The sequence below is a fragment of the Neorhizobium sp. LjRoot104 genome (assembly GCF_964253725.1).
Lineage (GTDB): Bacteria > Pseudomonadota > Alphaproteobacteria > Rhizobiales > Rhizobiaceae > Neorhizobium.
On the sequence record NZ_CAXURS020000001.1, the window covers coordinates 2,195,206 to 2,209,266 of the forward strand.

Below are 14,061 nucleotides of genomic sequence, written 5' to 3' on the forward strand. Positions count from 1 at the left end.
GGGGTACGTAACATGCAACGCCGATCTGGCATGAAAATCACGTTACGCGAACCCCGGAGTTCAAATCAAACAATATCAGCGACTTGGCCTATTTGATTTCGACCGCGACGTCGCCGGTCGGCGGCACGGTCCTGATCAGCCCCATCTCCTGCATGAAGGCGGCAAAACGCTGATAGCGGCCCTGGTCGAGGGCGGCCGGGCGCTTGGCAAAACGCGGCAGCGTATCGAAGAAGGCCGTGCGGTTCAGCTCGTCGTCGAGGTTCGGATAGGCCTTGATGAAAAGCTGCGAGGCTTCCTGCGGATGGTTGGTGATGAAGATCGAGGCCTGTTCGACGGCATGCAGGAAACGCGGCAGGCGGCTGTCGGCAGCAAGATCGCGGCGGGTAACGAAGATCAGTTCGTCATAGGCCGGAACGCCATGCTCCTCCGGGAAGAACGCGCGGCCGGCATGGCCTTCCAGCTTCATCTGGGTCAGCTCGAAATTCCGGAAGCCGCCGAGCGTCGCATCCACCTTGCCGCCGATCAGCGAGGGCGACAGCGAGAAATTGACGTTGATCAGCTCCACGTCATCGTTGGAAAGGCCTTCCGAAGCCAGCATGCGCTTCAGCATCGCATCCTCGAATCCGGTGACGGAAAAGCCGACCTTCTTGCCCTTGAGGTCCTTGAGGCTCTTGATCGGACCGTCCGCCAGAACCGTGACGGTGTTGAGTGGGGTCTCGACCAGCGTCCCGAAACGCACGAGCGGCAGGCCGGCTTCGTGGTCGAGATAGAGATTGGGCTGGTAGTGGATGCCGATATCCGCCTGACCGGCCGAGACGAGACGCGGCACCGCGGAAGGGTCGGACGGCGGAATGAGTTCGACGTCCAGATTGGCATCGGCAAACAGGCCGCGCTGCTCGGCGATCACCATCGGCGCATGGTCCGGATTGACGAACCATTCGAGAAGCACGCTGAGCTTGTCGGCCGCCTGCGCGGAAGCGGGCGCGGCAAGGCTTGCCAGCGCGATGAAGGACGCGGTGAGGATACGGATCATGATCGGACGGAACTCCCTGATGCGGATTTGGCTGTGGATGAGAATGAAGGATCGGCTTCGCTGGCCCAGGGGGCGAGACCGGCGGTCAGCCGGTCGATGAGAAGCCGCAGGATGAGGGTGAGGATCGCGAGTATGACCATCGCCGCAAACACGGTGTCGGTCTGCATGCGCGCATTGGCCTGGACCATGACGAAACCGAGCCCGCCGGAAGCGCCGACCCACTCGCCGACGACCGCACCCAGCGGCGCGAGCGGTGCTGCGACCCGAAGGCCAGAGACGAGGCTCGGGATCGCCAGCGGCATGCGGATTGTCACCAGCGTCTGCCAGTGGCTCGCGCCCTCCAGCGAGACCGCATCGAGGATTTCCTGATCCGTGCGGCGAAGACCATCGGCAAAAGCCGATGCGACCGGAAAGAAGATGATGATCGTCGTCATCGCCACTTTCGAGGCAAGCCCGAAACCGAGCCAGAGAACCAGGATCGGCGCCAGAACGAAGACGGGAAAGGCCTGCAAGATCAGCACCATCGGCCAGACGAGGCGGCCAAGCCGCGGCAGCGCCGCAACGCCGAAGGCGGTGGCGATACCAAGGCCTGCGCCGATAACCAGACCGAGCGCGATTTCCGTCAGCGTGACGACGCTGTTTTGCAGCAGGAAACCCGGCTGCCGCCAGAAGGCGGAAGCGACGGCAAGGGGAGACGGCAAAATATAACGGGGCGGAGCGAACAGCCAGACGCCCGCTTGCCAGAGAACGACAAGCAGGACGAGGCCTATGACCGCATGGGACGCGCGCATGATGCTACACGTCGGACCTGCACGTCAGGGCCGGATACCCCTTGGGCACAACGGAAACAATGGATATCATCGGTCGATCTCCAGATCAGTCAATCACGGAGATCCAGGTGAAGCGGAGAAGAGAAAAATCGTCGGGCGACGCCTATTTCCGTTCCTACGCCGGCATGACCCGGATCAGGTTCAAGGGTCCGGCTCACCGCCATCTCAGCATCGTCAAGATGCCCCCCTCGGAATTGAGACGATAACTGTCGGTTTTCAGTATGCCTGTCAAGCGGGCCGGACGACCGGCCCGCTGTCGTTTCCCTTTTATCGTGCGTAGAGACGGTCGAGGCGAACCACCCTGCCGACCAGGACCAGCGCGATGACGGTGAAGACGATCAGCACCGCCGAGATCGCATGCGCGGTCGGCTCCAGGCTGAAGGTCGATTCCGAGTAGATGCGCACCGGCAGGGTCGTCAGGCGGGCGGTGGTGAGGAAGCTCGTGACGGTCACCTCGCCGAAACTCAGCAGGAAGCCGACGATGCCGGCGGCAAACAGCCCTGGCGCCAGTCCCGGCATGATGATCAGGAAGAACCGCCGCGCGGGGCTTGCCCCGAGGCTTGCAGCCGCTTCCTCCTGCGCCCGGTCGAGGCCCATGACCGAGGTCGTCAGCAACGTGATCGCGAAGGGCAGGATGACGATCACGTGGATTGCCACGAGGCCGAGGAACGGCGGCACGATCAGGTAGATCTGTAGCAGCCGCAGCATGCCGACGCCGATCGCCACATGCGGCAGCGACATCGGCAGCAGCCAGAAGGTCAGAAGCGCGGACCGGCCCTTGAACGGATAACGGGCGAGCGCAAACGCCGCCGGCAAAGAGAGCGCCAGCGCCACCAGCATCGAGGTGACCGCCAGTTGCACCGACACCCAGAAGGCGTCCGCATAGGTCCCCGCAAAGAACACCGCCTCGTACCATTTCAGCGTGAAGCCGCGGAAGCCGGAGGCGGTCGCCTGGGGCACGTCGTTGAAACTCTGGATGCAGACCAGCACCAGCGGCAGCAGCAGGAGCAGCAGCGAGGTGGCAAGCAGCAGTTTCGAAACAACCGGCCCCAGGATGTCGATGACAGGCACGATCCAGCGCGGAATGCTCAACGGATTGCTGGGCTTGCCCTTCAGCCACGGCATCAGGCGATTGAGGAGATAGGCGCACAGCGCCGCAAACGCGAGACCGGTCACGGTCATGATGATCGCAAGTGCTGCGGCAAGCGGCGCGTTGAGGTTCTTGATCGCCTCCTGCAGCACCAGCATGCCGGTCGTCCAGACCTTCTTGCCGCCAAGCAGCGAGGCGGAGACATAGGCCGTGGTCGCCATCAGGAAAACGATGACGGCACCGGACCGCAGGCCGGGCAGCGAAAGCGGCAGATCGACGGTGAGGAACCGCACAGCGGGAGAAGCGCCAAGGCTCTGGGCCGCCTCGTGAACGCGCGGAGACGTGTTCTGCAGGTTGTCGTAGAGCGCCAGCACCATGAACGGCAGGAAGACCTGCGCCAGCGCGACGGCGACCGCGCCGTGGGTGAACAGCATATATCTCGCCGGCGGAATGCCGACGAGGCCGGTGACCGAATTGATCAGCCCCTCCGGCGCGAGCAGCAGGATGATGCCGAGCGAGCGCACCACCACATTGGTGAGCAGCGGAATGAGGATCACCGCGAAGGCGGCCGCGCGGTATTTCACCGGCATGCGCGCCAGCCAGTGGGCGAGCGGATAACCGAGAAGCGCGGTGATGACGGTGACGCCGAGGCCGAGCAGGATGGTTTCGGAGACGACGCCGAAATAGAAACTGTCGGAGACGATGTCCCGGAACTGCGCGATCGACGGAGCTATGAAGAGCGGACCGAAAGGATCGGGATACTCGTGCAGGGAGAGCACGAGGACCACGAACATCGGCGCCGCAAAGGACAGAAGCAGCCAAAGGGTGACCGGCGCTGCAAGCGCCGGCCCGATCCAACGGTTCATCCCGCGATCTCCCGATCGTATTTCGCCTGCCACTTGGCGCGGCTGGCATTGATCACGTCCCAATCGAAATCGACGAGCTTGCTGACCTGTTCGTCGCCGAGCACGAGCTTCGACTTGAGGTCGTCCGGGACGGTGATGTTGCTGACGGTCGGCGAGTAGTAGATCTGGCGCGCATAGGCGAGCATGCAGGGCTCGGAGAGGTGCAGGTTGATCCACTCCTCGGCGAGTTTCTGGTTCTTCGTGCCTTCGGTGATGCACGCGACGTTCATCGAAAGCGCCTGTCCCTCGACCGGCTTGGCGATTGCGATATTGGGATTGCGGGTTTCGACATAGGACTGCGTGAAGCTGCCGAACTCGACGGAAAGGTCGGCGAGCTTCTGGTCGAACATTTCGAAGAGCTGCGCCTGGCTGCCCTGGATGGCGGCAAACGGCTTCAGTTGCTTGACCTTTTCGAAGGCGATGTCGGCGTTCTTTTCGTCGCCGCCCCAGACACGGGCCGCCATCATAAGCGCGGAAATGCCTTCGGCGCCGAGACCGTCCGGCCAGGCGATGCGGCCCTTCCATTCCGGGTTCCACATGTCCTTCCAGGAGGTGATCGGCTTCGACGCCTTGGTCTTGTCGTAGACGATCGTGCAGGGGTTGAAGGCAACGCCGTAACCGCCCTTGCGGGCGCTCGGATAAAGCGCCTCGAAGTTCTTGACGGCCGGCGTCGGCGCCTGGGTCACGCCGTCCTTCACGGCCTGTCGGCTCTCGAAGATGTTGAGATAAAGGACGTCGAAGCTCGGGCGGCCGCGTTCCGCATAGGCCCTCGCGCGCCGGTCACCGGTACCGCCGAGGACGTAGCTGACCTTGCAGCCGTATTTCTCGACCAGCGGCTTCTCGACGTGTTCCTTGACGATCTTTTCCTGCGCCCCGCCCCAGATGCCGACGACCAGTTCGTCGCCCTTCTTGGGCTCCTGCGCGGAGGCGGGACGGATGATGTGGAACGGTGCGGCAAGGCCGGCACCGGCAATCAGCTTGTTGAATGTACGACGCGAGAGAGTCATTTCGTGTTCCCCTTTTTCGGTCAGGTCTGTCCGTTCAGATGAATGTTGCGCCACCCGGCTGGGTCTGGATGCTGCACGGCGTCCCGAGGGGCGGAGGCGGCATATCCGAAGGCACGATCAGGCGGATCGTGCCGCATGCGGATTGGATATCGGCTTCGTACGTGTCGCCGAGGAAAGCTGCGTTGACGAGCGTGCCTGAGAGATGCAACGGCCCCGGTTCGTCGGAAAGCCTGAGGCGCGAGGCGCGCAGCACGAGACGGGTCGCACCGGAAGGCGCACCTTCGCAGGTGAGCCCAGGCGCGCTGAACAATCCATTCTCCGTCCGCCCCTCGATCACCGTGCGGGCGCCGAGGAAGGATGCGGTGAATGGCGAATGCGGCCGGTCGCAGAGCGCGACGGGCGTGCCGATCTCGGCAAGCAGTCCCTTGTTCATCACGGCGACGCGATCCGACATCGCAAGAGCCTCCTGCTGGTCGTGGGTGACGAACACGGTGGTGATGCCGAGCCGCTGCTGCAGCGTTCGGATTTCGGTGCGCATGTCGGCGCGAAGATGGGCGTCGAGGTTGGAAAGCGGCTCGTCGAGAAGAAGCACGTCCGGCTCGATCACCAAAGCGCGGGCGAGCGCCACGCGCTGCTGCTGACCGCCGGAAAGCTGGCCCGGATATCGGTCGTAATAGGCGCCGAGACCGACGGTATCGAGTGCCGCGGCGGCACGGGCACGGCATTCCGCCTTGCCGACATGGCGCATGCGCAGGCCGAAACCGATATTGTCCAGAGCCGTCAGATGCGGAAACAGCGCATAGGACTGGAAGACCACGCCGATATTGCGGGTATGCACCGGGCGCTTGCTGATGTCCTCGCCATTGAGGATGACGCGGCCTTCGGACGGCTGCACGAAGCCGGCGATCATCCTGAGCGTCGTCGTCTTGCCGCAGCCGGAAGGCCCGAGCAGCGACAGGAGTTCACCCTTGGCGACCTCGATCGTCAGGCCGCTGACGGCGACGGAGTCACCATAGGTGGCCGTGATGTTGTCGAGCGTCAGGTAGTGCTTATGCGACATTTTCGGGAGCCTCGGGCATGATCAGGCGGGAGCGCGTCGCCCCGCCATGGCAGATGGAAATGGTGATCGGTCGCCGCGCCATCTCGGGCACAGATGCGAACGGCCCGTCGCCGGGATGAACTTCGAAGGCCGGCGCGCCGGCGCCCTGCAGAGAAAGCCGCAGGGCAAAGCCTTCGGAGACTGTGACGCAGACCGGGCGGAGACTGATGCGCACCGGAACCTTTCCACCGCCTTCGAGTCGGGCATAACCCGTGCTGAGCACCCTCGCCTCTCCGGACGGCGCGACGAGCGACAGCGTCGCGCAGAGGTCGAAGCCCTCGGAGCGCGTATCCACCTCGATCTCGGCCGCGGCTTCGCCGACGAAGAACCGTGCCGCCTCGAAAGGCAGGGTCGTGTAGACGGCGACGTCGGCGCGGTTATCGTGGCTGCCATGGTCAGCAAAGCCTTGCGGCACGCCGAGATGCCCGCCGACGAGCGGAGTCGGCCGCGTCGGATCGTGAACGAACGTATCCCGCATCTCGCCGCCGGTTTCGCCAAGCAGCCTGCCGTCGCTGACCATTGCCGCGCCGAGCCCGGAGGAAGACAGGAAAAAGTCGGCCCCCGAAACCTCTGGCCGGCCGGAAAGAACGAGCCACCGCCGTCGCCCCATGTCGAAGAACCGGACCGGCTGCGGCCGTTCGCCAAAGCCCTTGAGATAGAAATCGAAAAAGGCGAGCTGCGCGCGGTCGATCGAAAACTCGGCATCCGCTCCCATGTCGGTGCTGCCGCCGGCACGGTTCCAGGGCGCATGCGCCCAGGGGCCGATCACCAGATGGGTGCTGTCCCGATGTCTGCGCCGGAAGGCTGCATCAGCGGCCCAGGTGCCCTGGAGCAGGAAATCGGCCCAGCCGCCGGTGTGGAGAACCGGAATATCGAGCGGATCATCGGCCAGCAGCGCCCCGGGAGATACCGCGTCCCAATAGTCCTTCTCGTCCGCCATCCATTTGCCGAGATGCGATATATCGGGTCTCGAGGCGAGCAGGTCGCGAAGGGCGGCATCGTCGTCGCCGGTGGCTGCGATTTCCGCATAGGTCCTGGCATCCTCCCGCCGCGCCGCCGTCAGCCGCGCCATCTGCGCCGCCCAGCCGGCATTGAGTCCGAGCCGGAAGGCATTGCCTTCATAAGCCCAGTCGTCACGCGGCATCCACGAACTCATGGCAGGCGCAATCGCATCCGGCCGCACGCTCCCCTTGCCGGCAATGGCGAAATACTGTGTCATCGCCTGGTAACTGAAGCCGTAGAGGCCGAGCTTGCCGTTGCTTCCCGGCAATGCGGCCGCCCACTCCAGCGTGCGTGCGCCGTCCGCCAGTTCGCTGACAAAGGCCTCGAAGACACCGCCGGAATCGCCACAGCCTCGCACGTCCTGGATGACCACGATATAGCCGTGCGAGGCGTACCAGGAGGGGTGCGCCAGCACCAAAGTGGAGGCGATAGCCCGCCCATAGGGCTGCCGCATCAAGAGGACCGGGAACCTGCCCTCCCCCAGAGGACGATAGATATCCGACACCAGCACGACGCCGTCATCGAGCAGGAGCTCTCCCCTTTCGGGGCCGGCAACGCCGTATGGTGCGCGTGAGGTCGTCAAGTCGATCAACCCCTGTACATGGTTTTCGAGGTGATCCGGTCGAGCGGGAAATCCAGGACTTCCCTGATCAGCTTCAGGAGATTGGCGGCGCTGCGCTCGATATAGAGCCGGCCGCGCTCGGCATCGCCGGCCGCCGCGTTGCCGCAGGCGCCGGAGGGCTGCACGTCCTGGGTCTGCCAGCCGTAGCCGATCCGGCCTTCCGGCATCAGCAGGCCACCGGCCGCTTCGAGCTCGACGGAGACCGGCACGAAATCCTCGGCATACTGCATGTCGATCAGCTCGCGATGCAGATGCAGCATGACGCTGGTCTCTGCCTCGCCGCCATGGATGCCGTGCTTCATCTCGTGGGCGCTGAACAGGTCGGAGAAATCGGCGCCGGCACTCGCCCAGGCGCTGACGGCGAACATGTCGAGCTTGATGCGCAGTTCACGGCAGACGATGTCCATCACCTGCGGCTGGCCGCCATGCGAATTGACGAAGATGATCTTGCGGCAGCCGGCGCGATTGACGCTTTCGCCGAGCTCGAACCACATCTTTGCCAGCGTGTCGTAGTTGAAGGTCAGCGTGCCCGGATAGGCGGTGTGCTCGACCGACTTGCCGACCGGCATCATCGGCAGGACCAGTACCGGCAGGTCGTCGGCCATCAGTTCGACGGTGCGGGCGACGACGCCGGCATTGATCGCCGCATCGACGCGAACCGGCAGATGCGGCCCGTGCTGTTCGACGGCGGCGATCGGCAGGATCGCCACGAACTTCTCCATCTCGAATTCGGAGAAATCCCTTGCGGTATGATCCCACCACCAATGCGATTTCAATTTCATGGTCATGTCCTTCATTGTCGCTCAAGCAGCTGCGGCGCGTGCCGCCAACTCCGCCTTGGCGATCTTGCCGGTGGGGGTCATGGGAAGTTCCGTCAGCGAGATGACCGTCATGACCGAGAGGTCATAGGGAAGCGTCGCGGCGATCTCAGCCTTGGCAGCCTCGCCGTCGATAGGGGCTGCGGCCTGCACGAAGGCGACCGGCCGGGTCTTCATCACCGCATCGGGCACGCCGACGACAGCCGCCTGCTCGATGCCGGCCACCGTCGAAAGCGCCTCTTCCACATCGCGCGGATACCAGGTCTTGCCGCCGACTTCGAGAAGCTCGGAGCGACGTCCCATCATGGTGACAAAGCCGTGCCGATCCATGGTACCGATATCGCCGGTCCACAGCCATCCGTCGCGCAGCGTCTCGGCGGTCTTTTCGGGCTTGCCCCAGTAACCCCACATGAAGCCGCCGCGAAGGGCGATCTCGCCGACGGAGCCGCAGGGCAGCTCGCTGCCATCGGAATTGAGGATGCGCACTTCCTTGTCCGGCAGCGGCATGCCGGCGCGGCGGGTCTCGATATCAGCGGGATCGAGTTTCGGGAAACCGAGCGCCACGAAACCGCCGAGCTCCGACTGACCGTAACTTTCGACCAGCGGCAGCTTCAGCTTCTCCTGCCAGCCGGCCTTCAGCACGGGCGGAACCGGACCGCCGCCGGACATGCTCATGCGCAGCGTCGGCGGCGCATGGCCGCGAATGGCGGCCTCGTTGAGCACATCGGTCAGTATAGGCGGATTGGCAATCAGCATGGTGGCGCCGCGCGCTTCGAGCGCATCGAAGCCGGTCGTCTGCGTCCATTTGCCCATGACGTTGATCGCCGCGCCGCGCGAAAGCTGCGGCAGAAGATTGCCGACCAGCTGGTAGGAACTCGACAGCGCGCTCGGGCCGAACGAGATGTCATCCGCCGTGATCTGCAGCCGCTCGGCGATGCAGCCCGCTGCACGAACCGTCGGCTCATGCTTGAGGCAGGCGCCCTTCGGCTTGCCGGTGGTCCCGGAGGTGTAGGAAAGATGGGCAATCGCATCTTCATTGCCCGGATCGGCGGGCACCGGCAGGGCGGCCGCCATCAAATCCGGCAGCGAGTGAGCGCCCGGTTGCGCCCCGTCCATGCAGAGCAATGCCCGGACTGTCGGCACGCCCGCGGCTGCGGCGCTGACCTGTTCATGCTTGTCATGGGTATAAACAACCACGGTCGGCTGGTGATCGCCGAAATAATAGGCAAGTTCGTCGGCGAATTTGACGTTCACGAGGGCCGAGATCGCGCCGAGCCGCCAGCAGCCCAGCATCGTGGTCAGATAATCCATGCCGTTATGGGCAAAGATCGTCACCCGGTCGCCCGGCTTGACGCCAAAACTGTGCAGGGCGCCCGCAGCGCGCTCCATCGCATCGACAGCCCCAGCATAGGTCAGGCTCTTGGCGCGATCGACCCAGTGGAAACAGGCATGATCCGGATCGCGATTGGCGCCATCCACGAGAAGGGTGTGCATCAACATTCGAAATTCCCCGGCGCTAAATCTGCCTGCTCAATTGTTTGGCAGATGTAAATCCTGCCTGCAGCATGGGCAAATTTGCTCCCTGGGTGAATGCCATGGTCGTCGATAGCGGGTATATCCGTTTGCTTATACCGAAAGACCTCAGGAGACCGCCCGCAGCGGAATTGCGGATGGCACGGGATGCAGCGTCTGGTCGAAACGGCGCGCCACGGTGCGGATGACGTTCCGCAGCCAGCGGTTGGCGCCGCTATTATGGGCCCGTTCATGCCACAGGAGGTAGAGGTTCATCTGGTCGAACTCCCGCGGCGCTTCGACGAGCTGCAGATGATTGGCCGGCGCGTTAGCGACGATATATTCGGCATAGGGTCTAGCGGTGGTGAAGATCAGGTCCGTTTCCGCAAGGATCGCTGGAATCAAAGCATATTCCGGCACCGACATGGCGATGCGCCGACGATGCCCGAGCTGCGCCAGCCGGCCGTCGATCGGGCTGTAGACGGCATTCGAGCCGGGCGTCGGTGAGACGTGATCGGCGTCGAGATAGGCGTCGAGCGGCAGACGGCCGAGCCGCGCCAGCGGATTGGATTTCTGCACCACGCAGGCGATGTCACAATGCAGGAGTGTACTCGACTTCAGGCTCTGTTGCGGCGCCGGCCAGTTGCCGATCACCATGTCGACCCGGCCAGAACCCAGGTCCTCGATCAGATCGCTCTGTTCGGAGGGCGCAAAGAAATCGACCGAAATGCCGGGCGCCTCGTTTCGGATGCTCGTGGCGATCGGCGGGATGAGGAAGGTTCCGAAGCAGTTGACCGCGGCAATCCGCATCCGGCTGTGGACCATGCCGGGATCGAATTGGCTGCTGCGGTTCAGGGTGTCCAGCAGGCCTTCGAGCATGCCCGCGATCGAGGTCATCACCTCTTCGCCACGCTCGGTGAGCACCAGTTTCTGGCCGCTGCGCACGAGAAGCGGATCAGAGAAGATCTCCCTCGCCTTCTTGAGGCAGGCGCTCACCGCCGGCTGGCTGTGTCCGAGCAGCACCGCGACTTTGGAGACATTGCGCTCCCTGAGCAGCAGATAGGTGGTGCGCAGCAACCTGACGTCGATGGAGGGATTTATGTTCGCGTACACGGCCGTTTCCTCTTGCAGGGACAACCGTATTACGAAGCAAGCGACGTGCCAGACACGCCGCCTTCGTCACTCAAGAGAAAACGCGGACAACAGGGTTATCCGCGTTTCGAACCGAATCCAGGGTAGTCTATAGCCTCAGGCGGCCTGGCTGACGGCATCCAGCGGGATCTCGACGTCGATCTCGAGGATCGTGACGTTCTCGTCGCGATCCATCTTGACCTGCACCTTGTCGCTGTCGACCTGCACGTGTTTGGCAATCACGGCAAGGATCTCCTCCCGAAGCAGGGATACGAGGTCTGAGCCGTTCGATGAGCGTTCGTGGGCGAGGAGCACCTGCAGGCGTTCGCGGGCCGTGGGTGCGGAACGCTGTTTGCGGAAGAGATTGAATATGGTCATGCGGCCCTCCGTGCGAAGATCTTGCCGAATATCCCCCGCTTTTCCCCGGGGATCGTGATCGGCAGAACTTCTCCGGCAAGCCGGCGGGCGGCATCGAAATAGGCCATGGCCGGTGCGCTGCGCGCGTCTGCCAGCGTGACCGGTGCGCCGATGTTCGAAGCCCGCAGGACATCCATGCTTTCCGGAATGATGCCGATCAGCGGGATGGAGAGGATTTCCAGCACGTCCTCGACCTTCAGCATGTCGCCCCGCTCAGCGCGGTTGGCGTCGTAGCGTGTCAGAAGCAGGTGCTTTTCCATGCGCTCGCCGCGCTCGGCCTTCAAAGTCTTCGAATCCAGCAGGCCGATGATGCGGTCCGAGTCTCGGACGGACGATACTTCCGGGTTGGTCACCACCACCGCCATGTCGGCGTGGCGCATGGCAAGCGTTGCGCCACTTTCGATCCCGGCGGGGCTGTCGCAGATGACCCAGTCGAAGACCCGCTTCAGCTCGGTAATGACCCGCTCCACGCCCTCGGGTGTCAGATTGTCCTTGTCGCGCGTCTGCGAAGCCGGCAGCAGGAACAGCGTCTCCAGCCGCTTGTCGCGGATCAGCGCCTGCGAAAGCTTGGCTTCGCCCTGAATGACGTTGATCAGGTCGTAGACGACCCTGCGCTCGGCGCCCATCACCAGGTCGAGATTGCGCAGCCCGACGTCAAAATCGACGACGACCACCCGTTCGTTTCGCTGAGCCAGAGCTGCTCCCAATGCGGCAGTCGAGGTCGTCTTGCCAACCCCGCCCTTGCCTGAAGTGACTACGATGACTTTCCCCATCTTGCTCTCCTGTTTGCTGGCCGGCTTCGGCTCAAATAAGTTTCTCTGCAATGATCGAATCCCCTTCGAGCCAAAGCTGGACTGACTGTCCGCGAAGGCCCGGGGCCATGTCTTCCGCCATCTTGTAGATGCCGTCGATTGCCACCAGCTCGGCTTCGAGCTTGCGGCAGAAGATGCGCGCCGACGCGTTTCCGAGCGATCCCGCCATGGCACGGCCACGCAGGGCCCCATAGATATGGATCGATCCGCCGGCGATGATTTCGGCCCCTGACGCGACCGAGCCTATGACCGTCACGTCGCCTTCCGGAAAGATGACCGACTGGCCCGAGCGGACCGGCTCGCGGATGACCACCGACTGCAACGCGGAACGAACCTCCGGCGCGGCCGGCTTCGGCTCGCCGTTGCGAAGCTCGATGATCGGCTCCCTGGCGACGGCCTCGTCGGAGACCGGACGACCGCCTTTGAGCGCCGGCGGCATGCCGGGACCAAGGATCGAAGGACGACCGCCCTCGATGCCCATGATATTGACGTTGCGCCCCGCCAGCTCGGCGATGAGATCCTTCAGCTGGGCGCGATCGATCGGCAGATCGGTCACGTCGAGCACGAGAGGCCGCCCCAGAAAGAAACCCGCAGAACGCGCCGCAAGGTCGTCCAGCCTGATGAGCCAGTCGTCGAAGGGAAGATCGGGGGCAAGGACGACCGCCAGAAATGAGCGGCCCTTGATGCGGATAGATCGAGCGTCCGTTAGCATTTTGGTCATCTGCGTAAAGAAATCGTTGACTGATTTCTAGCGCCAGCATGGTTAACAAAAGGTAAACAGAGACCCCACGGAGAGCCTGGTTTTAACCGATCGTTACGATCTTCCCTTCCACCAAGCGCGGCTTGGCAGATATCGGCCTGGCGATGAAGCGAAGGTCGGGCGTGAGGAGGAAAATGGCTGGCCACCACGACACGGAGCACAGGCCATGAACCATCTTTTCCGGCGCTTCGGTGACGGCTGTGATTCCGAACTGTCACATTGATTCGGCCTTGCCGCGGGACTCCGCGACCCGCTCAGGGCAATTCGAAAGCGCTTCCGGCAGCCGTAGCCATCTCGCGGGAGAACTCGCCCCGCCGTGCGCGCGACTTTCAAGCACGAATCGATATCGCCGCAGACCCCGCCAGGGGCGCGCTCGAATGCCTGCAACTCGAATTCGGGAAACCCTCAGCCCCAAAACGAAAAAGCCTGCCGCGGGAGGAGGTGCGGCAGGCTTTCCGAAAAGAACCGAACAGCGGCTGGGAGGAGGAGTGCCGCCGTTCCTACAGACGCCCCTGGGAGGAGGAGTGGGACGCCTGATAACACGAAGCTCTGCGGGAGGAGGTGCATTGCTTCGATAAATATGACTATATACCGATCTGGCTGGATTGATAGTCATTATGTTGCAGTGCAGCTATACGAAAAACGCATACCGAACATCGGATGGGAGATGTTTGAAGAGGCGGCCCCCTGCCCCGGCGCCTGCCGACACGAAAACGCCCGCGGCAATGGCGGGCGTCATGCAGATTCCAGGCAGGGATACTAAGGTCAGCGACCGATGGCTGCGCGGGCGACGTTGCGGATGTCGGCGCGGTCGATGCCGAGGTCCTGCAGCTCGCGGCTAGTCATGCGGCCGAGTTCGGAGACGGTCTGACGATACTTGCGCCAGTTGTTGAAAGAGCGTGCTACGTTCATGATCGGGTCCCTTTCTTGAGACGGTCTGACGTCAGCGACCGTTCTTGGCTCCGGCGTCGTTTGATGACAGTGATATAGAGGCGCGGAACTGCCCTGAAAAGCAACAATACC

General features: G+C 63.3%; 13 protein-coding genes and 1 riboswitch. All 13 genes read right to left on the reverse strand.

The annotated features are described in order from the left end of the window. Window positions 1-88: 88 nt before the first annotated feature. On the reverse strand, window positions 89-1,033 hold the full coding sequence (locus ACSQ8R_RS10975) for an ABC transporter substrate-binding protein (protein ID WP_436253376.1): 945 nt from the start codon (window positions 1,031-1,033) through the stop codon (window positions 89-91). Beyond that, window positions 1,030-1,824, reverse strand: coding sequence for an ABC transporter permease (locus ACSQ8R_RS10980; protein WP_436253377.1), 795 nt, complete (start codon window positions 1,822-1,824; stop codon window positions 1,030-1,032). The genes ACSQ8R_RS10975 and ACSQ8R_RS10980 overlap by 4 nt, the downstream gene beginning before the upstream one ends. A 134-nt stretch (window positions 1,825-1,958) precedes the next feature. Beyond that, a riboswitch (TPP riboswitch) is annotated at window positions 1,959-2,062 on the reverse strand. Window positions 2,063-2,130: 68 nt separating this feature from the next. Then, entirely contained in the window at window positions 2,131-3,819 is a 1,689-nt protein-coding gene (locus tag ACSQ8R_RS10985) for an ABC transporter permease subunit (protein WP_436253378.1), read from the reverse strand. Continuing rightward, entirely contained in the window at window positions 3,816-4,865 is a 1,050-nt protein-coding gene (locus ACSQ8R_RS10990; protein WP_436253379.1) for an ABC transporter substrate-binding protein, read from the reverse strand. Before ACSQ8R_RS10990 ends, ACSQ8R_RS10985 begins: the two co-directional genes overlap by 4 nt. Window positions 4,866-4,899: 34 nt before the next feature. Next, window positions 4,900-5,925, reverse strand: a complete 1,026-nt coding sequence (locus ACSQ8R_RS10995; protein WP_436253381.1) for an ABC transporter ATP-binding protein — start codon at window positions 5,923-5,925, stop codon at window positions 4,900-4,902. Beyond that, the gene (locus ACSQ8R_RS11000; RefSeq protein ID WP_436253382.1) at window positions 5,915-7,549 is read right to left on the reverse strand and encodes a CocE/NonD family hydrolase; all 1,635 of its coding nucleotides are present in this window, start codon (window positions 7,547-7,549) and stop codon (window positions 5,915-5,917) included. Before ACSQ8R_RS11000 ends, ACSQ8R_RS10995 begins: the two co-directional genes overlap by 11 nt. Window positions 7,550-7,554: 5 nt before the next feature. After that, the gene (locus tag ACSQ8R_RS11005) at window positions 7,555-8,370 is read right to left on the reverse strand and encodes a creatininase family protein (protein ID WP_436253383.1); all 816 of its coding nucleotides are present in this window, start codon (window positions 8,368-8,370) and stop codon (window positions 7,555-7,557) included. A 21-nt stretch (window positions 8,371-8,391) separates the two neighbouring features. Continuing rightward, complete coding sequence (locus ACSQ8R_RS11010; protein ID WP_436253384.1) at window positions 8,392-9,906, reverse strand: class I adenylate-forming enzyme family protein; 1,515 nt, start codon at window positions 9,904-9,906, stop codon at window positions 8,392-8,394. 141 nt (window positions 9,907-10,047) lie between these two features. After that, on the reverse strand, window positions 10,048-11,031 hold the full coding sequence (locus tag ACSQ8R_RS11015; protein ID WP_436253385.1) for a LysR family transcriptional regulator: 984 nt from the start codon (window positions 11,029-11,031) through the stop codon (window positions 10,048-10,050). 135 nt (window positions 11,032-11,166) lie between these two features. Continuing rightward, window positions 11,167-11,427 carry a cell division topological specificity factor MinE gene (gene minE, locus ACSQ8R_RS11020; RefSeq protein ID WP_038543946.1) on the reverse strand — a complete coding sequence of 87 codons (261 nt, stop codon included), beginning with the start codon at window positions 11,425-11,427 and terminating at the stop codon, window positions 11,167-11,169. Beyond that, entirely contained in the window at window positions 11,424-12,239 is an 816-nt protein-coding gene (minD, locus tag ACSQ8R_RS11025; protein WP_436253386.1) for a septum site-determining protein MinD, read from the reverse strand. Before minD ends, minE begins: the two co-directional genes overlap by 4 nt. A gap of 31 nt (window positions 12,240-12,270) precedes the next feature. Next, window positions 12,271-12,999, reverse strand: coding sequence for a septum site-determining protein MinC (gene minC, locus ACSQ8R_RS11030; RefSeq protein ID WP_436253387.1), 729 nt, complete (start codon window positions 12,997-12,999; stop codon window positions 12,271-12,273). An 804-nt stretch (window positions 13,000-13,803) separates the two neighbouring features. Further along, window positions 13,804-13,950 (reverse strand): DUF1127 domain-containing protein, encoded by a 147-nt coding sequence (locus ACSQ8R_RS11035; protein WP_210009004.1) that lies wholly within the window; start codon window positions 13,948-13,950, stop codon window positions 13,804-13,806. Between the last annotated feature and the right edge of the window lie 111 nt (window positions 13,951-14,061).